Genomic DNA, 23,725 nt, shown 5'->3' with positions numbered 1-23,725 from the left:
GGCATGCGGAAAGGCCGCGGGCAGGGGGCAACAGCAACAGCGCAGACGTCACCCGGGCATGGGGGCCGTTGCAGTCGGCTCGCCAATGCTTTCAGCAGCTCCGCAGGGTGGAATGGTCCGGTGAACTCTCCTGAACACCGTACCGAACGCCCCGAACGCGCCCGACCTACCCCGAACAGCCTCACCGGTGTCGGCCTCGCGGTCCTCGACTCCGCGGGTCGCGTCCTGCTCGGGCTCGGCCATGACGGCCGCTGGGAGCTCCCTGGCGGCAAGGTCGATGCCGGGGAGGATTTCGAGACGGCCGCCGCCCGGGAGCTGGCAGAGGAGACCGGACTCGTGGTGCCCGCGACTGCCGTACGGACACTGGCGGTTCTCGTCGACGGCCTCAACGGTCTGACCCGCGTGACTGCCGCAGCGGTTACTGAGAGCGCAACGGGTACGCCTCGGGTGACCGAGCCGAACAAGATCGTGCGCTGGGACTGGTTCGCCCGTGCGGCGGTCCCTTCCGCGCTCTTCCCACCGTCCGCCTCGGTCCTGGACTGCCTGTGGCCGGAAGCGGAACCGCGAGGAACAGCCGGCTTCCGCCATTACGGGCTTCTTGGCCATGCCCCCACCCGGCTCCGCTGAATCAGGGGTCGGCACCCGGCAGCTGAGGTACCCGTCACAGCCTTCCCAGCTTCTCGGTCATGAGCTGTGAGGGCCTGCGCCAGCGGCCTGGGAAGCCTCTCAGCGAGGAAGGGAGCGAGTGTGGCCGGCGACCCAGATCCATGTCGGCGCGCCAACCGGCGCAGCCGCGCCCCGCAGTCTCCACGGCCCCCGCATCACTTGGGACTTGCCGGACTCCCGGCTCCAGCACGAGGAAGACAGAAGATGCCGCGAAACCCCGACCCGGGCTCGGACCATGCCGCGGTCGGCGCCACGCTGGCGGCAGAAGCCGCCCTGCTGGAAGCCCACGAGCGTGTGCTCCGAGAGGCCATTGATGCGGTGGACGCGCGTATCGAGGCCGTCTCCGCGGCCTTACGACACCTACACCGTTCGGCGGCCTCGGCCGAGGCTCAGAAGCGGGCTGACCCGGGCGACGGCCTCCGGCACAGCGTCGCCGACTCCGACGACGTGTGTCTCACGTGGCTCGACGGCTCTACGACATGTCGCCCTTGACGATCCTGGCACTCTGCTCGCGAAGCGGCTGAGAAGCGACCCGCGCCCGACTGGCCGAACGCGTCAGACAGGGCGTCCTCGCCGGGCACGACACTCACGTTGAACGCTGTGCTCGGGCGCGGGTCAGGTCCAGTAGAAGATCCCCGTGCAGCGTCGAGGGGGATGAGCCTGCTCCCTCCGCTCCAGGCGCCCATGGGCGGTCCCCCTCCCCGTACGCGTCAGCCGTTGGGGAAGGCCGCCCAATGAGCCTCCAGGAGTGCGGCGACCTCTGCCGGCCGCTCGAGCACCGGCCAGTGGTTGCAATCGAGCTTGGCGACCTTGGAGGCGCGCAGGGACGCGCCGAGCCTCTCACCGAACTCGATCTGGCAGGCGGGGTCGAGCGCTCCCCAGAAGACGAGAGACGGCGCGGACACGTTCGCCAGTGCCGGTTCCCATTCCGCCCCCATGGTCACGGCGGAGCGGTAGAGCTTGAGGATGCTGTCCTTCATCACCCCGTCCACGCGGCTGACCATCTCCCTGGCCGATTCGAGGGGGACGTCGAAGCCCTTGACCAAGTCGTCGGCGAAGGACTCCGCTTGCAGCTCGTTCATGAAGCGGTCGCCTTCGACCGGGTCCTGCCATGTCACGGCAAGCGGATGCCAGACGTAGTCGGAGCTGACCGGACCGTTGCCCCCGGCCCAGGTACGCACGAGATCGGGCCGGAGGGATGCGACACGGGCAGTGAATATGCAGCCCCAGTCGTGACCGACCAGGTCGACCGGCTCACCGATCCGCTCCAGGCGGTCGATGAGCCAACTGACGTACTCCTCCTTGGTGGATCCGAAGTCGTCCGGCCGCGCGGCGGCGAACCCGGGCAGGTCCCAGGCTTCCACGTCGGTCCGGGAGAGGTGCCGACGTACGTCGTCCCACACGTGGTGGGTATCGGGAACGCCGTGGATCAGGATGGCAGGCATGGGGAGTGCCCTTCGTCGATCGGAGATTGGTCGACTGCCGTGGAACGAGCAGCCGGACCTCGCGTGAGGTGCCCGGCAACCATATTGCCCGGGGAACAACATCGTGTCACACGGTGTTGTCGCCCTCATCAACTTCGGGTCGATTCTTCAGATGGTGCCTGGTGATTCATGTCATGTCCGATTGATCCATGGTCAATCAGCACATGGATCGGGCCGCGCGCCGCAGGGACGCTGGTGACCCGGAAGTACCGCCCGACCAGGAGTGTGTGATGAACGAAATGACGGAGCCCGACCTGCGAGGAAAGCTGGCCGTGGTCACCGGGGCGAGCGACGGCGTCGGCCTTGGGCTGGCCACACGCCTCGCTCATGCCGGCGCCGAGCTGATCCTGCCGGTACGCAACTTGGTTAAAGGAACCACCGCCCTCGAACAGATCCGGACGAGCGTGCCGGGTGCGCAGATCTCCCTTCGCGCCCTCGACCTGGCTTCCTTGGCGTCGGTGGAGGACCTCGCCGACACGCTCAACGCGGAAGGCAGGCCGATCCACCTGCTCGTCAACAACGCGGGCGTGATGACGCCGCCCCTGCGGCACACGACCGAGGACGGATACGAGCTGCAGTTCGGAACCAACTACCTGGGTCATGTGGCCCTCACCGGGCGGCTGATGCCGTCACTGCGGGCGGGGCAGGCTCGTGTGACCACGGTGACCAGCAGCGCCGCGCGTAACAGCCGGATCGACTGGGACGACCCGCAGGGTGTGAAGCGGTACTCCCCGGTGCGCGCGTACGGACAGTCCAAGCTGGCCAACCTGCTGTTCGCTCTCGAACTGGAGCGGCGCAGCGCATCGGGCGGCTGGGGCATCGTCAGCAACGCGGCCCATCCCGGTACGACTCTGACCAATCTCTACGCAGCCGGGCCCAACCTCGGCCGCGCTCGTCCCGCGCCCCACGCGGCGATCATGAGGCGGCTCGCACGCTGGGGTGTCTTCGTGCAGTCCGTCGACGCCGGCCTGCGTCCGCTGCTGTACGCGGCGACGAGCCCGGAAGCCAAGGGCGGGCGTCTGTACGGCCCCGACGGCTTGGGCCAGTTCACGGGCAGTCCCACGGAACTGGCGATCTACAAATCGGCCGGGAGCGAGGCGGACGCGTCCCGGCTCTGGCAGCTGTCCGAGCGTCTCACCGGAGTCACCTTCGCGGCGGTCTGAAGGCATCCGACGGACCAGGGGGCAGCGCGACTGCGTCGGTTTTCACACCGACCAGCCCGGGACACGGAAACCTGCCTGACGGACCGTAAGCCAGCCCGGTCCGCGCTGAGTTCGCGCCTTTCCTCGCCCCGTGCGACGGGTGTCACACAAACCGGAGGACCTCGGTCTTGTATGGGGGGACGTGGCCGTCAGGCCTGTTGCACCAATCCGGGTGGTGCGCCCGCGCGTCACCGCAGCGGGGTGGCACAGACACGAGTCTGTCCCGTGGGTGCCGGCCGCGCCGGTCCTGTCCCGCACCCGGCACCGGCCTTACAGGCTTCGAGAAAGGACGTTGCGATGACGGACGAGTTGACCATTCTGGACGCCGGTCCCTTCGACCGCGTGGACCCGGACGAATTCGTCCGGGCGGCCATGCGGTGGCACTTCGACCCCGCGACCGGTTCCCGGTACTGGCTCGACCGGGCCGAACGGCTCGACTTCGACCCCCGGCACGACGTCAAGGGCGTGGCGGACCTGGTCCTGTTTCCCGACCTGGCGGACGAACTGCGGGGGGTGCGGGTGGCGGATCTCATCCCCAGGGGCTACGGATCCGGGGCCAGGCTGCTGAACGTGTTCGACAGCGGCGGGACGACCGGAGCGCCCAAGCGCGTCATCCAGCTGGACGACTGGATGCGGCACAGCAGTGAGCAGGTGAACCGACGTCTCAGGGCCCATGGGCTGCCCGACGGCGGTCTGTGGCTGACTGTGGCGCCGACGGGGCCGCACCTCGTGGGAGACGTGCTGCAGCGGGCGGCGGCGGGTCTCGGCAGCGTGGGCCTGAGCGTCGACATGGACCCCCGGTGGGTGAGGAAGTTGGTCGCCGCGGGCCGGGCCGACGAGGTCGACGCCTACACCGACCATCTCGTTGATCAGTGCCGGCGCATCCTGCTCAGCCAGGACATCGGCGTCATCGCGGCCACCACCCCGCTCCTGGAGCGGTTCGCCCGGGAGGACGGTCTCGTCGAGATGATCAACGGCAGTGCCAAGGCGATCATCTGGGGCGGTACGCACATGGACCCCGACACGCGGGAGCTGTTGAGTACCGAGGTCTTCCCCGATGTGCCGGTCATCGGCATGTACGGCAACACCCTGATGCTCACCGCGCTGATGGAGAGGGTCGGTCTCACGACCTCGGAGCCGTGCGTGTTCGACCCGGTGTCGCCGTACGTCTTCCTGTCAGTGGTGGATCCCGGCACCGGGGAACGGGTGGAGGTCGGCGAACGCGGTCAAGTGGTGGTCAGCCACGTCAGCAAGTCCATGCTGATCCCGAACAACATGGAGCGGGACACCGCGCTGCGGGTCCGTCCGGACGAAGGCCACGTGGGCGACGCCGTAGCGGACGTCGCGCCCGTACCCACGATCAAGGGCCAGACGGTGATCGAAGGCGTCTACTGATGACGACCGTGAACGTGGCCGACCCCATCCACCTGGACGCCTTGGGCCCTCGGGGTGCTTACCGGACGCGAGTTCCGACCTCGGTGACGGACGTGACCGGCACCGAGGTCGCGCGGCTGAGCCTGGTACCGCCGCTCTTCGTGACGCGGGCGATGGCCGCCTTGCGGCAGGCCGGGCCGATACCCGCGGCCGACCTCGACGGCCTGCTCGCGGCGGCGGCCGACGCGTTCGCCTCCGGCACGATAGGCGGTCTGAGCGTGCGGGAGTACGAGCGACTCGTGAGCCGGACGTCGGGCACCCCCCTGTCGGTGGTACACGCCGCGACCGATGGCACGGCTCGCTTCGTACGGCAGGCCCGCTCGTCCGCCTGGCGGGGCAGGCCGGTGGGCGCGGCCGGCGGTCTGCGTGACTCTGCCGTCCGCGAGGGACACGCGGTCTGGGTGCGTCAGGGCGACGTGTTCGCCGTCAACGCCTCCGGTAACCACCCCGGCGTTCACCGTCTGTGGCTGGAGGCGCTGGCGCTGGGTTACCGCGTCGCCGTCCGCCCGTCGAGGCGTGAGCCGTTCACCCCGTACCGGTTGGTCGGGGCGCTGCGTCAGGCCGGGGTACGAGACGACCAGCTCGTGTTGCTGCCCACCGACCACCGGACCGCCGACACGGTGGTCCGCGACGCCGACCGGGCCCTGGTGTACGGCGGTGACGACGTGGTCGCCAAGTACGCGAACGATCCCGGAGTCCTGCCGCAAGGTCCCGGCCGGTCGAAGATCCTCATCACCGCGGACACGGACTGGCGTGACCACTTGGACACGATCGTGGCGTCTGTCGCCGACGAAGGCGGAACCGCGTGTGTCAACGCCACCGCAGTCCTCCTCGAAGGCGATCCAGCACCTCTCGCCCAGGCCATCGCGGCGCGCCTGTCGGCACTGCCCAGCCTCCCTCCGCAGGACGAGAGGGCGGTTCTGCCGGTCTGTGCGCGGGAGCGGGCGCACGCCCTCAGCGCATACCTGGGAACCGTGGCCGCGGAGACGCGCGCCTGGCTCGGCGGAGACGGGATCGCCGACGATCTCGGCGACGGCAGCGCCGTACTGCGCCCCGCCGTCCACCAGACCGCGAGCGCCGACGCCGTCCAGCTGCGCAGCGAACTGCCCTTCCCCTGCGTGTGGGTCGCACCCTGGAGCCGGTCGGACGGCATTGTTCCGCTGAGAGACACGCTCGTGCTGTCGGCTCTGACGCGCGACGGGGAACTGCTGGACGCCCTGCTCTCGGAGCCGACCATCGCCAACCTGTACATCGGCGATCAGCCGACCTACTGGATGGCTCCGGGAGTCCCCCACGACAGCTACCTCTCGGATTTCCTGATGCGCAGCAAAGCCGTCTTCGACGCGTGGTGAGACAGGGGCGGCCGTCGTGTCCGTTCAGTGGTGCATGAGCAGCATGATGACCGTCCCCAGGGCCATCGACCCGTCCCAGAAGCGGCCGTAGGGATCCGTCTCGGTTCCGGCGTCTCTCCTGTCGGCGGTGGAGCGCAGCGCGGGCATCTCGCGGGTCAGCGACTGCAGCGCACAGCCCAGGAGGTACAGCACCAGCATCGTGACGACCACGTCACCGACGGCCGAATCCCCTGCGGAATGGGCGAGATGCCGTGCCGGGGCAGGACCGTCGGCCAGGTTCTCGTGCGACGGACCCGCCATGGAGCGGGACGTCCATGCCATCCAGCCCATTGCCGCCATCCCCGCCGCCTGGGGCAGCCTCCTGACCTGTGCGCGGAGTACGGATTCCTGGCGGCGGACAGCGGTCAGCGGAAACCACAACGCGGCGGCGGCGAAGAAACCCATCTGTGCCGCCGCCGGCACCGCTTGGGCCAAGCTCCACGGCATCGTCGCCATGACAAGGGCCATCGCGGCATGCAGCAGGTGATCGACACGGGCGCGCCATGCCGTTCTGCCGGACAGCAGGCCGCGGCGCAGTCCGTGGACAGCCGCGGCCACGAAAAGCGCTGTCAGCAAGCAGTACACGACGTCGGAGGGACTCATGCCTTGGCGCACTCTCCTAGGGAACCGACCGGTTCTTCAGGAACCGGCGTGTGCGAGCGATGACGACTGCAGGCGGGGCGTGCGCGTGATCGTCCCCACCGAGCGGATTGCGCCCACGTCAACGCGTCGTCGTGCTGGTGTCGCAGAGGGGGCATTGCCCGGCTCATGAACGCTGTGCAAGTGATGACCGGGCAGGCCGTGGATCTGTGACATGAGTGGCCACCCGTTCTCCTTCCACCGTGCTCCCTGCGCGCTGAGTTGTTGCCGGGGCCACCGGCCTGGCCGGTTCCAGAACTGCTGCCCGCCTCCGGGACCGCGGGGTGGACGTCGTGCCCGTATCACGGCAGCGCCGAGATGGTCGTCGACCTCACCGATGCGTCTTTCCCATGCGGAAAAGTCACTACGTGGCGCTCTTCGTCGTGGGGGCCGGCCGTGCACGGGGGCTACTTGCGTGCGAAAGCGGCTCAGGAGGAGTTGGCACGGCGCTCCCCCATCCCCCATTCGCTCGTGCGTGCCGCGCCGTTCTTCGAGTCCGTGGACGTCGTGTCGCGCCCGACCGACCATGCGGACGGCGTGCATGTCGCGCCAGTGCTGATCCACCCCGTGTCGACGCACGACGTCCATGGGATCCCATGCGTGCCCCCCTGCACCGGAAACCCCAACGCGGTTCTGGCCTGCTCCAGCAGAGTGTCACAGGTACAGCACACGATTGGTCTTGCTGGATATGCGCACCCTTGTACACAGTTCACGGCCGGTCCGGGTTCGCCAGGACGACTACGCGGTCAGCGCCGAGTTCTACGACGTCCTTCAGGCCGAGCACGACGCGGTACAGGTGCGTCGTCTCTACGGCCGCGCTGTGGAAAACGCCCGACTCGGTGTACTGGATGTCGGAGCCGGCACGGGACGTGTGACCTTGATGAGCCTTGTCGCCTCTCAGGTAGACGTACACGCCATCGAACCCGCACACGCCATGCGGACACCGCTGATGACGCGCCTGGCCTCGCTGCCCGCCGATCTGAGGGCTCGGGTCACCGTCCATCCCACGACTCTCGGCGAGGCGGGGCTCCGAAAAGTGGCGGACCTCGCGATCTGTCACAACATGATCGCCTGTTTGTCACCCTCCGCCCGACATGTTCTGTGGCCGGATCTCGCCGAGGCCCTGGTTCCGGGTGGCTCACTGCTCCTTCAGCTTCCGCCGTCGGGTCTGTTTCCCGACGAGGTGACTGAGCGTCGCTTCCCGGAGCAACGAATCGGGCGGCACGAGTACGGAGGCCGCATGGTGCTGTCGGCGGAGGGGGACCGAATCCGCACACGCTTCGATTACTGGGTACGGGAGAATGGGCTCCTGCTGCGCGAGCACACTGAGACCTTCTGGATGTGGCCGACATCTCGCACGGAGATGATCAAGGATCTGGAAGCTCACGGATTCGTGCCGCAACCGACGTGGGAGGATCCGGCCGTGCTGGCGATGACTCTCGGTCCCCGCCCGCAATGACTCCGTTACGCTCGGCAAGACGGGAAGCGTGCGCCCGAGCCGCGGACACACTCGGCTTCTGCGACTTGTAACATGGTGGCGTTGCAGCCGAAGGGACACCCATGCACGCCGAGGACGACGCCAACTCCCTCGAACAGGCGACACAAAACTTCCTCGCGGCACGTCCGCAGCTCTTCGGTATCGCCTACCGCCTGCTTGGCAGCACAGTGGAGGCGGAGGACATTCTTCAAGAGACGTGGTTGCGGTGGCAGAACACGGACCGCACGAAGGTGGTGGAGCCGACGGCCTTCCTCACCACGATCACCACACGTCTGGCCATCAACCTCGCTCAGTCCGCGAGGGTACGGCGGGAGTCCTACGTCGGACCGTGGCTTCCCGAGCCGGTCGATACCGTTCAGGACCCTCAGCTGGGCGCGGAACGCGCTGAGGCGCTCGAACTGGCGGTGCTGTTCCTCCTGGAGAAGCTGAACCCGGTGGAGCGGGGCGCGTACGTCCTGCGGGAGGCCTTCGGCTACCCCTATCCGCAGATCGCGGGCATCTTGGAGATCAGTGAGGCCAACGCCCGTCAGCTGGTAAGCCGTGCGCGCAAGCACCTGGCCGCTGAGCGCCGGGAACGTGTGAGCCCGAGCGAGCACCGCCGCCTGCTGCGAGTGTTTCTCACCGCTGCGCAGACAGGTGATCTCGCGGTGCTCGAGGATGTGCTCACCGCAGACGTCGTCAGCTACTCCGATGGTGGAGGCACTCGAGGCGCCTCGAAGATCCCAGTGTTCGGACGCGTGCACGTTTCCAAGTACCTCGCCGCGTTCGCGCCACGGTTCTGGCCCCAGTCGGAGATCAGGTGGGTCGAGGCCAACAGTCGGCCGGCCGTCCTCATCTTCGCCGGCGGAGCAGCTGTGGCCCTGCTGTCCGTAGATGTGTCGGTGGAAGGCATCGACCGGATCATGTGGGTGATGAACCCGGCCAAGCTGTCTTCCTACGTGGCGTCGCTGAACGATTGACCGCTTCCGCGTAGTCGGGCGATCGTCGCTGGGCACGTGTCACAAGCGTCGTTACTCATCGGTCTACAGGTCGTCCGGGATCCGGGATCCTACGAAGCGTGAGGAAGTGACAACGTGACGATGGTTATGAGCGGCACGGCGGCCCGTGCCTGCGGCTGGGCGCATAGCCCGGCCCGCCGCAAGTACATTCCACCGGTAGGCGCGTACCGCGACGATGCCGGAGTCATGCTGTGACCGAGCGGATCCGATTGCCCGATCTGTCCATCGAGAAGGACTACGACGGAGCGTCCTTCTCTCCCATTTACACCACGACCGTGACTGTCCACGGCGGCGTGGTTTCACACGGTCGGGCCTCGGGCAAGGCGCGTTCGTCGGACGGAGCCTTGGACCTCGATCTGCGCATGCCGGCCGAACTCGGAGGGGACGGACAGGGCACGAACCCTGAGCAGTTGTTCGCGGCCGGCTTCGCGGCCTGTTACCACGGAGCCCTGAGCCTGGTGGCCCGGCAGGAGGAACTCGACCCCTCCACGATCTCCGTGGAAGCAACCGTCGCCTTCGGGCGGGATCCGGCAGACGGTGGCTACCTGCTCCAGGTTGATCTGGTGGTGAAGTGGCCTGGCATCGACCGCGAGATTGCGGCTCCCCTGCTCGAGACAGCCGACTCGTTGTGCCCCTACGCAAGGATGGCGTGGCAGGGAACCCCGACCACCATCACACTGGCCCCGTAGTGGACCAGCGCGGACTGTGAACCGTGCCGCGCCGGGGGTGTCCATGCCGACGCCGTAGGCCGCCGTTGGCGGCATACGGCGTCTTCGCATTGGCGGCTGGGGCTGTCGGTGGAGACGCGTTGATCGCGAGCTGACCGTGGACCCTGTGGGTGAGCCGGCACTCCATATGTCAGCTCCGGTGACCGCTGGTGATCTCCTTGTATTCCTGCACCGTGGGTTTAGGTATCTGGGCTCCGTCCCCGTAGAAGCTCCGGCTGAGCCTGACCCGCAGCCGTTGCGCCCTGGTGGGGCTGCCGTTCACGCTTCCCGCCTGGGCGGCAGTAAGAGGTTCGTCCTGCTCATGCGCCGTGAGGATGTGCAGCTGTTCCTGGCTGAGCGGTTCATGCACCTCGACGAACTCGCCGTGCGGAAGCCGTTTGATGACGCCGGTCTCGCGACCGTGCAGCACCTTCTCCCGGTCGCGCCACTGGAGGGTGAGGGCCCAGCGTTTCGTCACGGCGAAGACGACGAGGGGCACGGCGAAGAGGCCGATACGGACGGCCCACGTCACCGCGTTGACAGAGACGTGGAAGCGCGTGGCAATCAGATCGTTCGCGGCGCCGAGAAGGGCCACGGTATAAACACTCAGCCACGCGGCACCAAGTGCCGTACGCACAGGCCGGTTCCGCGGGCGGTCGAGGAGGTGATGCTCTCGCTCGTCGCCGGTAACCCACGACTCGATGAAGGGATAGGCACCGAGCGCGAGGAAGAGGCCGACACCCACGCCCAGCGGGATGACGTTGTCGAGGGCCAGGGTGTGGCCCCAGGCGTCGATCTCCCAGCCAGGCATAACGCGCAGCAACCCGTCGGCCACGCCCATGTACCAATCTGGCTGCGATCCTGCCGACACCTGGTCGGCCCGGTAGGGGCCGTACTGCCAGATGGGGTTGATCTGCGCGATCGCCGCGATGACGAAGATGAATCCGCACACCATGAGGCCGAATGCCGCCGTCTTCACGGCGTGCACCTTGAACGGCAGGCCGACGACGTTCTTTTCCGTACGCCCTGGCCCGGGGTACTGGGTGTGCTTGTGGCGCAGCGTCAGGACCACGTGGGCGACGATCAGCAGCAGCATGGCGGCCGGGATCACCAGGACGTGGATCGTGTTGAAGCGAGCCACCAGGTCATCGCCGGGGAACTCACCGCCGAAGAGGAACCACGACAGGTAGGTGCCGATGATCGGTACGGAGAGGAGGGTGCCGTTCACGACTGCCAGCCCGGTGCCGGAGAGGAGGTCGTCTGGTAGGTCGTAGCCTGTCAGGCCACCGAACATGCCCAGGATCAGGAGCAGAAAGCCGAACACCCAGTTGAGCTCGCGCGGCTTGCGAAACGCCCCGGTGAAGAAGACCCGCATCATGTGCACGAACATGCTGGCGACGAACACCAGCGCCGCCCAGTGGTGGGCCTGCCGGATCAGCAGCCCGCCACGGACATCGAAGGAGATGTGCATGGTCGAGTTGAACGCATCCGACACCAGTTGACCCTGGAGGGGGACGTAACTTCCCTGGTACTGGACCGGTGCTGATGAGGGATGGAAGTAGAAGGAAAGGTAGACGCCTGTGACGATGAGGACGAGGAAGCTGTAGAGACAGATTTCCCCCAACATGAAGGACCAGTGGTCAGGGAAAACCCTTCGTGCGGCAGCCCTGGTCACGCCACGGGTGCCCAGCCGGGTGCCGACCCAACGGGCGATGCTCTCACCTTTTCGCCATTGCTGTGGTACGGCCTGCCTGCTCTCGTTTCTCATCGTTCATCACTCATTCCTGATCACCCGCAGCGACCCTCGTCCCAGGCAACGGGTCACGGGTCTCGCCCACGGCTGTCCCTGGCCGGATTTTGAGCTCTGTCCTCATTACGACCGGTTGGCCAGTGATGGTGTGACACACCCGTGCCCAAACCGACGTGGTGACCAGGAGCGACAGCCCGATCACACTGTCTGCAGGCTCGTACGGCGTCTCGGTTCGCGCGCGATTACGCTGCGGGCTTCGCCGCGGCCCGGCCGGCACGTGACGCACTGCCCCGCCTCATGGCCCGGCGTTCCGCTTCTGTGGTGCCGCCCCAGATTCCCTCCACCGGATCGGCGTCGAGGGCCCAGCTCAGGCACTGGTCGATCACGGGGCATCGGTGGCACACTGCCTTCGCCTCAGCGATCTGGATGAGCGTGGGGCCACTGCTCGCATTGCCGACAGGGAAAAACAGATCAGGATCAGTGCCTTGGCAGATCGCCGATTCATGCCAGTCCACGAAGAACCTCCTGCGGTGCGAGATGCGTAGGGTTCAACGGCTCACTCGTCGTACGGCGGGAGCCTCTCGGACAAGGGAGCCGAATGCCTTGTCCTGCGTCGGGACCGCAGTGTTCCGAAGCGCCCTGAGCACTTGGAAGACGTTTCCCGCTGCGGTCGTAGACGCCCGTCAGGTCTCTGACAGATGAGACCGAGCGGTCGGCGTATATGTGACACCGGGGGCCTGTCGGCCACCGATCGCGACAGCCGCATAGGAGCGGCTCGGTGGCGCACTGTAGCCATTATTTACCGTGAACAATACTTCCACTGCCTGTTATGCCGATGTCACAATGTCTGTGGCTGTCCTGTCTCTGTCGCGTACCGGGGCCTCGTCGTCTGTTTGCCGTTCAACTTCCTCTGGTGCGGACTCGTCACAGTAGGTATCCGCCGACGGGACGGCGGAGCCGCTGAAGTGGTATCCGAGAGGAAGGATGCGCATGAAGTCCGTCGGTCAGGTGGTGCCGATCGCGGAGCTGACGGAGGAACGGCACCACCTGTTGGATGTCGCGCACTGGATGCTCGGCAACGGTCCAGGGCCTGAGAACGTCGTCGATGAGGCCTATCGGCTGTGGTACGGGCTGTCCGATCATGAGCTGGCGCGGATCGTGCAGCCGCGCGCTTGGCTCGTGAAGACCGTCGGCGGTATATGCGTGGACCGGCTTGCCCAACCGGACGAGGAGCATTCACCTACGGTCGGCGAGTTGGCGTCGGAGCGGTACGAGATGCTGTCACAGGAAATTCATCAGGTGATGCTGAACACGCTGAAGTCCCTGTCTCCGACCGAGCAGGCGGCGCTCGTACTGAACGACGCTTTCGGGACGGCGCGGAGTACGGTAGCCGACATCGGCGGTCAGCCACGGCCGGAATGCAGGCAGCTCACCGACCGTGCACGCCGCAGTCTGCAGGACCGGCGCGCACGGCCCACGACGCCGCAGCAGCACGACGCGGTGACCGGCGCGGTTCATGACGCCTGCGTGGCGGAGGAAGTCGGGCTATTGGCGTCCCTGCTGGTACCGGACGTGACCGTCTACTTCGACGGCGGTGGCAAGATACGGGCCCTGGTCCGGCCCGTCCACGGCAGACAGCAGGTCGCCCGCAGCCTGCTGACGCTGCTTGCCCGGCACCCTCGCACCACCCTGGACACCCATCCCGTCAATGGACGTACCGGTCTTGTCGTTCGTTACGACCGCCAGGTCGCCGGGGTCATCAGCCTGGACGTCGCCGGACCTCACGTCGTACAGGTCTGGGTCACCCTGAACCCGGACAAGCTCCGTTCATGGAACCGGTCCAGTGCCGCTCGGTAGTGCCGCACGGCCCGGGAGCAGGCACGGTCTTGGGCGTCCGACAGTCACCGACTGCCACTGTCTCGGACGGGCCCACCCGGACTGACCGTGCTGTCGGCCCCCGTTCCCGCCTTTCGTTTGAGTGACCACTGCGGGCTGTCCCGTACATGGTGGTGACGCTGTGTACGCGATCCGCCTATGATGTTCAGGGGGGCACCCGTCTCATCGTATGGGGCGAGCGAGCGGCACCAGAGGTGTGCCTGACGAGCACGCAAAAGTATTGAGGACAAGAGGACACATGGTCTCCGTAAGCCACACGGCGCACAATATCGAGATCACCGCCGAGAGCCTTCAAGAGGATCTGGCCCGCCTGGAGATTCAGAAGCAGGCGCTGGAGCGGGAGCTCGCTGCGGTCGTCGCTCATCTCGGCTCCGTACAGCGGGCTCTCGAAGCCCTCGAAGCCCTCATGCACGGAGGTGCCCAGCCGCAGGCAGCCGACGCGGCGGCCGCGGTGTCCACGAAACGGCGTCGCCCCTCAGCACCCGTGCCCCCGCAGGAGGGAGCCCCCTCCTCGGAATCTGCGGACGACGCCACCATCACACGTGGTGTCCAGAAACAGCAGCCGGCGGTGAGTCGGCGGGGTCCGCGGGACTCCGCCTCCCCGGCCGGAGCCAACGCGGTCAGCCGTGCCCCCAGGCCTCACGCCAACGATGACGGTGACGATGACAAGAAGTACGGCAAACTCACCGAACAGATTTTGGAGTATTTCGAGGGGGCCGGCGACACCGACGTGCGGGCCCGGGATGTCGCGGCGGCTCTCGGCCGCGACAAGGACAGCGGGAGCATCAACGCGGTCCGCAGCACCCTGGACCGGCTGGTAGGCACTTCTCGTATCCGGCGGACGGGGCGTGGCCTCTACGCCAAGCTGGCCTGAGACCGCCGGCGACCAAGCCTTGCCGCTCACCTGGTCAGCGTGACTCCGGGCACCGTCCACGGGGGGAGGACGGCGCCCGGAGCACGGCACCAGGTCGGCTCTGAGACCTCGGTGCCAACGTGCGACATCTTCACGATGACCGTGTCGAACATGATGTCGCGAACGTTGTGATCAGTATACCCACTAACACCGTGCGATGTTGTCGGACTGGTTGGCCGACAGGCTGAGGGCATCGTCGATTTGCGCTGTCGGCCTCCGTTTCGGAGGAGCAGACCGCGTCCCCCTCCCGTCGGTCACCGCACCAGGGAGCCCGGCTCCTCACGGGGCGGCGGCCTCGGGCTGCTCACTCCGGCGTGGGTTGCCCCGAGCCACGAAGGCCTCCCGGGGATGCTGGACCGAGGCCAGGGAGACGATGTCACGTCCGTAGAGCGCGGCGGTCATCCAGACAGCCAGCACGCGGACCTTGCGCTCCCATGACGGTACGGCGAGCACGTGATAGCCGCGGTGCATCAGCCATGCCGGGAAGCCCTTGATGACCAGACGCCGATACTGGAAGACCCCGCGGCCCAATCCCAAGGTCGCTACCACTCCGAGGCTGTGGTGGACGTAATTCGTGGTGGGCTTCCCCCGCAGCGTAGCCAGAATGTTCATCGCCAGGCGCTTTCCTTGTCTTACCGCGTGCTGGGCGTTCGGGACGGTGTACGCTCCCGAACGTCCTACCGCCAGGTCGGGGACAGCCGCGTCGTCGCCCGCGGCCCACACGTCTGACACTGTGTCCGCCTCTGTGCCGACGCGGAGGTCGGGACGTACGAGGAGGAGACCCCGGTCGTCGAGGGGGAAGTCCGTGTGATTGTGCACGGTCGGGTTCGACGCGTTGCCGGCAGCCCACACGATGAGTCCCGAATCGAACTCCGCGCCGTTCGACAGCACGACGTGTCCGTCCTTGAGGAGTTTGCGACGTTCGAAACCACGAGGCAGCGTTGCTGCGCGGTCGAACGAGGTCAGTAGCCGGTCACGGATGGCGACGGCTTCCTCGACATGCTTCAGGCCGAACGCCTGGTTGCTGAGTCCGGGTATGGGAAACGTTCGAGTGACCGCTCCCGCGGTGACGACGAGAATGTCGTACGTCAACTGGTAGTCCGCTCCGCTCGCCGGCCGAACGGTGACCGTGCCGTCACTGTTGCGGATTTCTGTCACCGCACCGGCTACCAGTCGCATGCGGTGCAGGTGCCGCCGCAGTGACACCGCCGCGTGGCGGGCCTCGATCGAGCCGACCACGACCTCCGGCAGAAAGGGTTGGTACGTCATGTACGGACGCGGGTCCACGACAGTGACGCGAGCTTCGCCCCGACGTAGCTTCTTTTCCAGGGGCCCCACGCAGTGTAGAAGCCCGCGTAACCGCCGCCGATGATCAAGATCTCACGCACGGTGTCCCCTGTTCCTCTCGGTTTCGCCTATGAAGACAAGCCGATACTGCTCGTTGTGACACGTCTTCGGCCGGCCCAGCGGCGTGCGGGCCCCTACTGCGGGCTCGGAGCTCGGTACCACGGGCGCAAGAGGCTTCGGCGTCCGACCGTCCCGCCCTCTTCCGATAGTCGGATGACTGATGTCTCAGAGCTTGACCGCACCGAGACTCGCAGTACCCCGATCGACCCGGTGCAGAGGTGCGAACTCTTCGATTCATTCGACGCGCACTTCGCCGCGCTGGGCGGGTGTGCTGAGCACCCGTCGGTCCGGGAAGAACGGGAAGGGATGACACTGATGAGCGGGAACGCCTTCGACGCCGACGACGATCGCGGGTGTGCTGATGCGGAAAGCCACCGCCACGAAGGTGTCCACACGGAGCGCACGGGCGTCGGATGCGAGACGGTGACCTGTCGCACGCTCGTACGACTAGTTCAAGATCAAGAATACCCGCAGGCGACAACAGATCTTCGGTATGACAGCGCCGAACCTTTCTCAGTGGGCCTGGAGTTCAATGTGGGCTCCGATAGGTCCGTCGAGTGGACATTCGGCCGCGAACTCCTGGTGTCCGGTCTGCGGCGGCTCAGTGGTTTCGGCGACGTGCAGATCTGGCCCTCCAGGATCCGAGGTGCCGAGCTTGTATTCATTTCTCTGCACTCGGGTGACTCAACAGACCTGGTCGCCGCACCGGCGATAGTGATCAAGGCCTTCCTTGAACGCACCTTGGCGGTTGTACCTCTGGGAGAAGAGACGCGCTATCTGGACATGCAAAGCGCCACCGCCCGACTCCTGAACGAGACATGACCCGGCTCACCGCCCACACTCATCCCGGTACCGACGGGTGACGACCGGCGGGCGCGGGTGTCGACCGCTCCCACACGTCCCGCCGGTTCTGTCTTTCACCGACAGGACGCGGCCGCTGCGAAGGAGATCCCCCGTTGCCGGGGACCTGTGTCACACCCGCACGGTGAGCGTTGTCTTACTGGTAGCGCCGAGGTTCGTGCCCGTGCCAGGGGCGCGGAGGTTGCAAATTGTTTGTCCTCCCCAGAGAGGTTTACTGATGTCCACGCGCACCGTTTCTGTCAGCGAGGGCAGACGCCTTGCCCGCACCGTTGTGATCGGCACCCACCTTCTGAGATCCGATGAACCGGAGCCCGTCAGTTCCGACACAGGTCCCACCCCAGGAGAGCTGCTCCTGGCGGCGCTTGGGTCTTGTACCTCAATGGCCGTACGCGCCTATGCCGACCGGCACAGCTGGCCGTTGCATCAGGTCGACGTAGACCTCACGTTCGGTTCGGACGCAGAGATCATCAAAGAGATCCATCTCTCCGGCGAACTTGAACCTTCCCAGTCGGAACGGCTACTGGCAGTGGCCGGCCGCTGCCCGGTGCACCGACTGCTGACAAACAGTGTCTCGGTGGTGACCCTCTCCACCGTGTGGCAGGGATCAACCGGTCAGCCCGGAGAGCTATCGTCAAGACTTGTGGATCAGTGATCAGAACCAGTTGATCGTGTCCTTCAGGAGACGGGCGAGCTTCGCTCGCTTTGTCGCGTTCGCTCGCCAGATTTCCTCGGCTTGGACGCTGGCAGTTGTGACTCCAGCCTGACCAGCCGGGTTCTCTGCCGGTATCAGACGGCGGTTGGCGATGAGCATCCCGACGCGGATGAGCGTGATGCCCAGGCTGCGGGCGGCTTCTGGCTGGGACGACCAGGCGTCGTCCTCGACGATGTCCACTTTGAGTAGAGCGTAGCCGCGGTTGCTTCGCGGCCAAGATCGCCCCGGTCGGCGTCTTTGGTTCATCACGCCGCCGCCTTCGGCCGCTCGGCCAGGAGGCCGCGTTCGAAGCGGGCTCCGGCACGGACGAGTGCCACGAGGTGGGGCGCGTTGACCGCTCGCCAGCGCGCCTGGGCGGATTCGACGAGCTTGAAGACCATGGCAAGTGCGGCGGCCGCGCTGCCGGCGCCCTTGGTGACCTTGGTCCTCAGCCGCACTGTCGCGAAGGTCGATTCGATCGGATTCGTGGTGCGCAGGTGAACCCAGTGCTCGGCCGGGAAGTCGTAGAACGCCAGCAGCTCGTCAACGTCGTCGGTGATCTTCTTGACGGCCTTGGGCCACTTCGCGCCGTAGGTCTTCTCGAATGCGGCGACGGCTTTCACCGCATGGTCGCGGTCCTCGGCGTTGTAGATGTCCTGCAGCGCCTTTCGCGCGCTGGGCTGGGCCGACGTCGGGATCGCGTTGAGCACATTGGCCGTTTTATGAACCCAGCACCGCTGATGGCGGGCCTCGGGAAACACCTCTGCCAGGGCCTTCCAAAAGCCCAGTGCTCCGTCGCCGACCGCGAGGACCGGAGCGCGCATCCCGCGCCGTGCGCAGTCACGCAGCAGGTCGGCCCAGGACTCGGCGGACTCGCGGTAGCCGTCGGCCATCGCGATCAGCTCCTTCGTGCCGTCCGCGCGCACCCCCATGACGACCAGCACGCAGGACTTCGCCTCGGCCAGGCGGATCCGCAGGTGGATGCCGTCGGCCCACACGTACACGTAGTCCGTCGCCGACAGGTCACGCTCGCCGAATGCCGTGTGATCGGCCTGCCACTGCCCGGTCAGCCGGGTGACCGTGGCGGGCGAGAGGCCGGCGGAGGAGCCGAGGAACTGCTCCAGCGCGGGCACGAAGTCACCCGACGACAGGCCGTGCAGATAGAGCAGAGGGAGCACCTCGCTGATCTTCGGGGACTTGCGGGCCCAGGGCGGCAGGATCGCCGAGGAGAACCGCTTGCGCTCCCCGGTGGCCTCGTCGACGCGCTTGTCATTGACCCGCGGGGCCTTCACCTCGATCGCCCCGGCCGCGGTCGTGACCTTCCGCGGCTGGTGGAAGCCGTTGCGCACCACCAGACGCCGCCCGGACGCGTCCCGCTGATCAGCCAACTCGGCTATGTAGGTGTTGACTTCGGCTTCCAGCGCGGCGGCCAGCATCCGCCGTGCGCCCTCCCGGACGATCTCGTCGATCAGGGAGCCGTGTGGTGTCGTTCCGTCTTCGTTGACTACCGTGAGCACGGGCGTGCCTTCCCGACCGACGCGCCAACGTCGGCCTACTCGATGACCATCACAGGATCATTCGGGAAGGTACGCCCTTCACGCGCCAACCCGAGGCTGATCCACAAGTCTTGAGCATTGCTCCAGCCCGGACTGGCGAGTAGACAAGCTGTGCCGGAAGAGTGATTCGGAACATGGCTCTCACAGTGTCCCGTACCCAGGTCCTAGATGTGAGAGGGCGAGATGTGAGCCTTTAACCCGGGGTTGCGTCCTGAGAAGTGGTGTACGGGTTCGCCCTGATCCGGGGTTTGCTCCGGCATCGGGGTGGTGCCCGCATAGATGAACGGCCACCGGCTGATCTTCGAGATGTCGAAGCTCGAAGGAGATCAGCACGATGACCGCACCCGACAGTCTGCCCCTGCACGCCCTCGCCGAGGACAACCTCGCCACGGCGAGTCCCGATCTGCTGCGCGCGATGGTCAAGACATTCGCCGACGCGCTCATGTCCGCGGAGGCCGACGCCCTCTGCAACGCCGAATACGGGCAGGTCAGCGACGAACGCGTCAACCACCGCAACGGCTACCGCCCACGCGAGTGGGACGCCCGGGCGGGAACGGTCGAACTCGCCGTCCCCAAGCTGAGGCAGGGCAGTCACTTCCCGCACTGGCTCCTCGAACGGCGCCGGCGGGCCGAGCAGGCCCTCATCTCGGTGGTCGCCACCGCCTACCTGCTGGGCGTCAGCACGCGCAGGGTCGAGAAGCTCGCCGAGTCCCTCGGCGTCACCCAGCTGTCGAAGTCCCAGGTCAGCGCGATGGCCAAGCACCTGGACGAGCAGGTGGCCGCCTTCCGTAACCGGCCCCTGGACGCGGGGCCGTATGCCTTCGTCCGGGTCGACGCACTGACCCAGAAGGTCCGCGAGGGCGGCCGCATCATCAACGTCCACGCACTGATCGCGGTCGGCGTCAACGCCGACGGACACCGCGAGATCCTCGGCATCGACGTCGCCACCGCCGAGGACGGCGCCGGCTGGCTCGCCTTCCTGCGCTCGCTGACCGCCCGCGGCCTGACCGGCCTCCAACTCGTCGTCTCCGACGCTCACACCGGCCTGGTGAACGCGATTGGCGCGGTCCTGCCGGGCGCATCGTGGCAGCGATGCCGCACCCATTACGCCCGAAATCTGCTGAGCCAGGTTCCGAAGTCGGCTCAGCCGTGGGTGGCGACCCTGCTGCGGACGGTCTTCGAGCAGCCCGACACTGACGCCGTCCGGGCTCAGATGCGGCACGTTCTGGACGCGCTGGAGGCCAAGTTCCCCAAGGCGGCAGCCCACTTGGACGCCGCCCAGCACGATCTCCTGGCGTTCACCGCGTTCCCGCGTGAGATCTGGCGGCAGATCTGGTCGAACAATCCGCAGGAACGGCTGAACAAGGAGATCCGGCGCCGCACCGACGTGGTCGGCGTCTTCCCCGACCGCACCGCCGTGATCCGCCTGGTCGGCGCGGTCCTGGCCGAGCAGAACGACGAGTGGACCGAGGCCCGGCGCTACATGAGCCGCGAACTCCTCGCAAAAGCCTGCCTCCACCCGATCGAGTCAGAAACCGCCGAGACCGTCCTGCCCACCGAACTCACCGCATAGCCTCAATTAAGAGATCACCCAGTGGCCGTCGATACACCACTCCAGCGGACGCGACCCGCTGGATCGTGGTACTGATCGTCACGCAGGCCATCCTGCCAGGCATGGCCATGTTGACTGCGTCAGCGCCACCAGTGCATGCGGATGGCCGTCGAAAGCGCCGAAGCCCCACAGGCCCGGACAGCCAGACCCGGGTGCGGGAGATGCTCAACTACCTCGCCTCCGCACTGCCGACTGAAACCGGACCTGCCGCCCGACTCATCGCCCTGCAATGCGCCTTGCGCATGAACGACTCGGCTCAAGTCCGCTTGCCGCTCGGGGTACTGGGCAGCCTTCGCTTGGAACCGGCCACGGAATCTTGGCAGGAGCTTCACCGGGCACGATGGCTATGCGCAACCCTGCCCACATCGCGCTCCTACCCTGGCGCTGTGGTCATCCAACTCCTCGACGTCGGGCTTTTCACCCAGTGCCCGGCCCGCCCTGACCGGCTCGCTGCCGCGGACTGGGCGCTGCGAACCGCCTGGACACATCGGCTCCTGGAGCGTGCACTCAGCGTCAGGAGATCTGCACTGGGCACTGACAGAACGCAGAGAGCGTGGATGCGGAGGCGCGGCTCGCCCGTAACCGACAGACGTCGACGGCCCGCCACGCTCACCGCCGACGTCTCGGGCAGCAGTGTCAGGACGCTGGGGACGTCGCTCTCATTCTCAGCGTCGCGCCGTCATCTCGATCCCAGGGAATCCCGGTGCCAACTATCCTCGGTGTGTGACAACTAACGTCTGTGGTCACACGAGGTTATCGCCGTACCCGCGGCATCCCCAGTCCGATCCACGAGATGATCTCCCGCTGGATCTCGTTGTTGCCGCCGCCGAAGGTGAAGATCACGGCGGAGCGGTAGCCGCGTTCGAGTTCGCCGTGGAGCACGGCGCCGGCCGAGCCCTCCTGGAGTGCGGCGGGGGCGGCGACGATCTCCATCAGCCAGGCGTAGGCGTCCCGGCGGGCCTCGGAGCCGTAGACCTTGACGGCGGAGGCGTCCTGCGGGGTGAGGGTGCCGTTCTGCAGGGCGCCCACCATCTGCCAGTTGAGGAGCTTGAGCGCGTCGAGCTTCACATGGGTCTGGGCGAGCCGGCGGCGCACCCACGGCAGGTCGACGACCCGGCGGCCGTCGGCGAGTTTGGTCTCCGTCGCCCAGCGCTGTACGTCGTGCAGGGCGCGGATGGCCATGGTGCCGTGCGCGGCGAGGGTCACGCGCTCGTGGTTGAGCTGGTTGGTGATCAGCCGCCAGCCCTGGTTCTCGGCTCCGACGCGCCGGCTGACGGGTACGCGGACGTTCTCGTAGTAGCTGGCGGTGGTGTCGTGGGAGGCGAGGGTGCGGATGACCGTGCAGGAGTAGCCCGGGTCGGTGGTCGGCACGAGGAGCATGGTGATGCCCTTGTGCGGCGGGGCCTCGGGGTCGGTGCGCACGGCGAGCCACACCCAGTCCGCGGTGTCGCCGTTGGTCGTCCAGATCTTCTGCCCGTTGACGACGTATGCGTCGCCCTCCCGGACCGCGCGGGTCTTGAGGGCGGCCAGGTCGGTGCCCGCGTCCGGCTCGCTGTAGCCGATGGCGAAGTCGATCTCACCGGCGAGGATCTTCGGCAGGAAGTACGCCTTCTGGTCGTCGGTGCCGTAGCGCATGATCGTCGGTCCGACCGTGTTCAGCGCCATCAGGGGCAGCGGGACACCGGCCTGGGCGGCTTCGTCGAAGAAGATGAACTGCTCGATCGGGGTGAGGCCGCGTCCGCCGTACTCCATGGGCCAGCCGACGCCGAGCCAGCCGTCGTCGCCGAGGCGGCGGATCGTCTTGCGGTAGAAGCGTTTGGCGGCGACGGGGTCGGTGTGCCGGGCGTAGGCGTTGTCGGGCACCAACTCGGCGAAGTAGGCGCGCAGTTCGGTGCGCAGCCGTAGCTGCTCGGGCGTGTGGTCGAGGTGCACGGCGCCTCCTGGCTTCCCAAGGCCGGTGTCCTGACGGCGCACACCGTAGAACGTGTTTCAGAAATTGGGAATGGCGGGGCGGGAAGAGGTGCGGGACGGATCTCCTCCCACCAGGGTGTCCTCCCATGACGGTTGACGGACTCAAGGCGCCGCTTCAGCGGGCGGGCCTCGAGATCGCGGAACCCTGGTGGGCCGACGGCCCGTTGCAGTGGGGGCGAGGTCCGGATCACGGTCGTGGACCGGATCGCCGAGCGGATCGAGGCCGAGGCGCGGGCGGCCGTCCAGGAGACTCCGAGCGAGCGGGCCCAGGCCTGGGAGTCGCTGTTCGAACGGCCGTCGGCGCACCTGTGCACCGACCGGGCGCGCGAGGGCCTGCCGGCCGTACAGCGCCGTCCGGGGCGCGGCCGGCCGGCACCCGGGACTGCCCGCACGGGTGCTGATGGGACTGCTGCGGGACACCGAGACCGCGCAGCAGGCGGCCCGGCATCCGGGCCTGCCCGTGCCTCTCGTCCGCCGGATGTCGCACGAGATGCGCGAGCTGGGCGTCGTATGACGGGCCGGTCGCAACGGTGGCTCAGACCAGCGTCGCGATGAAGTCCGTGCAGGTTTCGGCGCAGGCACGGCAGGCGGCCGCGCTCTCCTCGGTTCCCGGGTGCTTGTCGAAGACGTGTGCGCACTCCAGGCAGACGGTCCGGCACCACTCCAGCTGGGCGCGGATGCCGGCCTCGTCCATGCTGCTGTCCTCGGACAGCACGCGGCAGGTCGCGTCGCACACCTCCGCGCACATGATGCCCTTGCGTCGGACAAGTTCTTGTTGTTCGGTCCCGTCCGGATCCACGAGGCTCGCGCGCAGCGCACAGGCTCGCGCACACTCGGTGCACGCCTGGGCGCAGGCGAAGCGGTCCTCCAGGAACCGGAAGAGTTCCTGTTGGGATGTCGTCGAAGTCACGTCTGGCGGGTAGCCGGTAGGGGCGGCGCCAAACCCGCCGTCCCGTCCCGCCGACTGCACCGAACGCCGAGCGCGAGGCTCCGCGGACGGAGAGTCACTGGCGTTGAGTGGCGGGTTCATGACCCGTTGCGGGGGTATT

The 23,725-nt window shown here is 67.1% G+C and carries 20 protein-coding genes and 1 pseudogene; 12 read left to right on the top strand and 9 right to left on the bottom strand.

What is annotated here, in order from left to right; translation table 11 throughout:
* The first annotated feature begins 120 nt into the window (after nt 1-120).
* Nucleotides 121-627 carry a nucleotide triphosphate diphosphatase NUDT15 gene (locus B5557_RS42080; RefSeq protein WP_173877795.1) on the top strand — a complete coding sequence of 169 codons (507 nt, stop codon included), beginning with the start codon at nt 121-123 and terminating at the stop codon, nt 625-627.
* 749 nt (nt 628-1,376) lie between these two features.
* Here B5557_RS42080 and B5557_RS42070 read toward each other — a convergent pair.
* Entirely contained in the window at nt 1,377-2,111 is a 735-nt protein-coding gene (locus B5557_RS42070) for an alpha/beta fold hydrolase (protein WP_079664452.1), read from the bottom strand.
* 269 nt (nt 2,112-2,380) lie between these two features.
* Between B5557_RS42070 and B5557_RS42065 the strand changes: the two genes are divergently transcribed.
* The 3 genes from B5557_RS42065 to B5557_RS42055 all read left to right on the top strand — a co-directional run bounded on the left by B5557_RS42065 (nt 2,381) and on the right by B5557_RS42055 (nt 6,138).
* The gene (locus B5557_RS42065; protein ID WP_079664451.1) at nt 2,381-3,313 is read left to right on the top strand and encodes an SDR family oxidoreductase; all 933 of its coding nucleotides are present in this window, start codon (nt 2,381-2,383) and stop codon (nt 3,311-3,313) included.
* A 336-nt stretch (nt 3,314-3,649) separates the two neighbouring features.
* Nucleotides 3,650-4,747, top strand: a complete 1,098-nt coding sequence (locus B5557_RS42060) for a phenazine antibiotic biosynthesis protein (protein ID WP_079664450.1) — start codon at nt 3,650-3,652, stop codon at nt 4,745-4,747.
* Nucleotides 4,747-6,138: an aldehyde dehydrogenase family protein gene (locus B5557_RS42055; RefSeq protein WP_079664449.1), complete on the top strand. Its 1,392-nt coding sequence runs from the start codon at nt 4,747-4,749 to the stop codon at nt 6,136-6,138. The genes B5557_RS42060 and B5557_RS42055 overlap by 1 nt, the downstream gene beginning before the upstream one ends.
* Before the next feature lie 24 nt (nt 6,139-6,162).
* Here the strand turns inward: B5557_RS42055 and B5557_RS42050 are convergent, their stop codons facing one another.
* Entirely contained in the window at nt 6,163-6,780 is a 618-nt protein-coding gene (locus tag B5557_RS42050) for a DUF5134 domain-containing protein (RefSeq protein WP_079664448.1), read from the bottom strand.
* A gap of 724 nt (nt 6,781-7,504) precedes the next feature.
* Between B5557_RS42050 and B5557_RS42045 the strand changes: the two genes are divergently transcribed.
* From B5557_RS42045 to B5557_RS42035, 3 genes are all read left to right on the top strand, one after another.
* On the top strand, nt 7,505-8,275 hold the full coding sequence (locus B5557_RS42045; protein ID WP_079665276.1) for a class I SAM-dependent methyltransferase: 771 nt from the start codon (nt 7,505-7,507) through the stop codon (nt 8,273-8,275).
* Nucleotides 8,276-8,376: 101 nt separating this feature from the next.
* The gene (locus tag B5557_RS42040; protein ID WP_079664447.1) at nt 8,377-9,273 is read left to right on the top strand and encodes an RNA polymerase sigma-70 factor; all 897 of its coding nucleotides are present in this window, start codon (nt 8,377-8,379) and stop codon (nt 9,271-9,273) included.
* Nucleotides 9,274-9,503: 230 nt separating this feature from the next.
* On the top strand, nt 9,504-10,001 hold the full coding sequence (locus B5557_RS42035) for an Ohr family peroxiredoxin (RefSeq protein WP_079664446.1): 498 nt from the start codon (nt 9,504-9,506) through the stop codon (nt 9,999-10,001).
* Nucleotides 10,002-10,170: 169 nt separating this feature from the next.
* On the opposite strand, the gene qcrB is transcribed toward B5557_RS42035, so the two are convergent.
* The gene (gene qcrB, locus B5557_RS42030; protein ID WP_079664445.1) at nt 10,171-11,787 is read right to left on the bottom strand and encodes a cytochrome bc1 complex cytochrome b subunit; all 1,617 of its coding nucleotides are present in this window, start codon (nt 11,785-11,787) and stop codon (nt 10,171-10,173) included.
* Nucleotides 11,788-12,011: 224 nt separating this feature from the next.
* Nucleotides 12,012-12,284, bottom strand: a complete 273-nt coding sequence (locus tag B5557_RS42025) for a WhiB family transcriptional regulator (protein ID WP_079664444.1) — start codon at nt 12,282-12,284, stop codon at nt 12,012-12,014.
* 475 nt (nt 12,285-12,759) lie between these two features.
* Between B5557_RS42025 and B5557_RS42020 the strand changes: the two genes are divergently transcribed.
* Both B5557_RS42020 and B5557_RS42015 read left to right on the top strand, forming a co-directional pair.
* On the top strand, nt 12,760-13,626 hold the full coding sequence (locus tag B5557_RS42020; RefSeq protein WP_079664443.1) for an RNA polymerase subunit sigma: 867 nt from the start codon (nt 12,760-12,762) through the stop codon (nt 13,624-13,626).
* A gap of 277 nt (nt 13,627-13,903) precedes the next feature.
* Nucleotides 13,904-14,539 carry a hypothetical protein gene (locus B5557_RS42015; RefSeq protein ID WP_079664442.1) on the top strand — a complete coding sequence of 212 codons (636 nt, stop codon included), beginning with the start codon at nt 13,904-13,906 and terminating at the stop codon, nt 14,537-14,539.
* Nucleotides 14,540-14,857: 318 nt separating this feature from the next.
* Here B5557_RS42015 and B5557_RS42010 read toward each other — a convergent pair.
* A pseudogene (locus B5557_RS42010) lies at nt 14,858-15,966 on the bottom strand (NAD(P)/FAD-dependent oxidoreductase).
* Nucleotides 15,967-16,138: 172 nt separating this feature from the next.
* Here B5557_RS42010 and B5557_RS42005 point away from each other — a divergent pair.
* Nucleotides 16,139-16,807 (top strand): SsgA family sporulation/cell division regulator, encoded by a 669-nt coding sequence (locus tag B5557_RS42005; protein ID WP_159424503.1) that lies wholly within the window; start codon nt 16,139-16,141, stop codon nt 16,805-16,807.
* Between the two features lie 256 nt (nt 16,808-17,063).
* Nucleotides 17,064-17,498 carry an OsmC family protein gene (locus B5557_RS42000; protein ID WP_079664441.1) on the top strand — a complete coding sequence of 145 codons (435 nt, stop codon included), beginning with the start codon at nt 17,064-17,066 and terminating at the stop codon, nt 17,496-17,498.
* On the opposite strand, the gene B5557_RS41995 is transcribed toward B5557_RS42000, so the two are convergent.
* Both B5557_RS41995 and B5557_RS41990 read right to left on the bottom strand, forming a co-directional pair.
* Nucleotides 17,499-17,738: a DNA-binding protein gene (locus B5557_RS41995; protein ID WP_231976169.1), complete on the bottom strand. Its 240-nt coding sequence runs from the start codon at nt 17,736-17,738 to the stop codon at nt 17,499-17,501. It abuts the gene before it with no gap.
* Between the two features lie 65 nt (nt 17,739-17,803).
* Nucleotides 17,804-19,054: an IS256 family transposase gene (locus B5557_RS41990; protein WP_079657373.1), complete on the bottom strand. Its 1,251-nt coding sequence runs from the start codon at nt 19,052-19,054 to the stop codon at nt 17,804-17,806.
* Between the two features lie 373 nt (nt 19,055-19,427).
* Here B5557_RS41990 and B5557_RS41985 point away from each other — a divergent pair, with 373 nt between their 5' ends.
* Nucleotides 19,428-20,666: an IS256 family transposase gene (locus B5557_RS41985; RefSeq protein WP_079664440.1), complete on the top strand. Its 1,239-nt coding sequence runs from the start codon at nt 19,428-19,430 to the stop codon at nt 20,664-20,666.
* Between the two features lie 792 nt (nt 20,667-21,458).
* Here the strand turns inward: B5557_RS41985 and B5557_RS41980 are convergent.
* Both B5557_RS41980 and B5557_RS41975 read right to left on the bottom strand, forming a co-directional pair.
* Nucleotides 21,459-22,637: an acyl-CoA dehydrogenase family protein gene (locus B5557_RS41980; RefSeq protein WP_079664439.1), complete on the bottom strand. Its 1,179-nt coding sequence runs from the start codon at nt 22,635-22,637 to the stop codon at nt 21,459-21,461.
* Between the two features lie 574 nt (nt 22,638-23,211).
* Nucleotides 23,212-23,586 (bottom strand): ferredoxin, encoded by a 375-nt coding sequence (locus B5557_RS41975; protein ID WP_079665274.1) that lies wholly within the window; start codon nt 23,584-23,586, stop codon nt 23,212-23,214.
* Between the last annotated feature and the right edge of the window lie 139 nt (nt 23,587-23,725).

The sequence above is a fragment of the Streptomyces sp. 3214.6 genome (genome assembly GCF_900129855.1).
Lineage (GTDB): Bacteria > Actinomycetota > Actinomycetes > Streptomycetales > Streptomycetaceae > Streptomyces > Streptomyces soliscabiei.
Note: the sequence above shows the minus strand (reverse complement) of the source record. Positions and strands in the feature narration are given on the sequence as shown.

Coding starts and splice junctions, on each gene's coding strand:
- B5557_RS42070 (WP_079664452.1), bottom strand. CDS start 2,111: ATGCCTGCCATCCTGATCCACGGCGTTCCCGATACCCACCACGTGTGG.
- B5557_RS42065 (WP_079664451.1), top strand. CDS start 2,381: ATGAACGAAATGACGGAGCCCGACCTGCGAGGAAAGCTGGCCGTGGTC.
- B5557_RS42060 (WP_079664450.1), top strand. CDS start 3,650: ATGACGGACGAGTTGACCATTCTGGACGCCGGTCCCTTCGACCGCGTG.
- B5557_RS42055 (WP_079664449.1), top strand. CDS start 4,747: ATGACGACCGTGAACGTGGCCGACCCCATCCACCTGGACGCCTTGGGC.
- B5557_RS42050 (WP_079664448.1), bottom strand. CDS start 6,780: ATGAGTCCCTCCGACGTCGTGTACTGCTTGCTGACAGCGCTTTTCGTG.
- B5557_RS42045 (WP_079665276.1), top strand. CDS start 7,505: ATGCGCACCCTTGTACACAGTTCACGGCCGGTCCGGGTTCGCCAGGAC.
- B5557_RS42040 (WP_079664447.1), top strand. CDS start 8,377: ATGCACGCCGAGGACGACGCCAACTCCCTCGAACAGGCGACACAAAAC.
- qcrB (WP_079664445.1), bottom strand. CDS start 11,787: ATGAGAAACGAGAGCAGGCAGGCCGTACCACAGCAATGGCGAAAAGGT.
- B5557_RS42020 (WP_079664443.1), top strand. CDS start 12,760: ATGAAGTCCGTCGGTCAGGTGGTGCCGATCGCGGAGCTGACGGAGGAA.
- B5557_RS42015 (WP_079664442.1), top strand. CDS start 13,904: ATGGTCTCCGTAAGCCACACGGCGCACAATATCGAGATCACCGCCGAG.
- B5557_RS42005 (WP_159424503.1), top strand. CDS start 16,139: ATGACTGATGTCTCAGAGCTTGACCGCACCGAGACTCGCAGTACCCCG.
- B5557_RS42000 (WP_079664441.1), top strand. CDS start 17,064: ATGTCCACGCGCACCGTTTCTGTCAGCGAGGGCAGACGCCTTGCCCGC.
- B5557_RS41985 (WP_079664440.1), top strand. CDS start 19,428: ATGACCGCACCCGACAGTCTGCCCCTGCACGCCCTCGCCGAGGACAAC.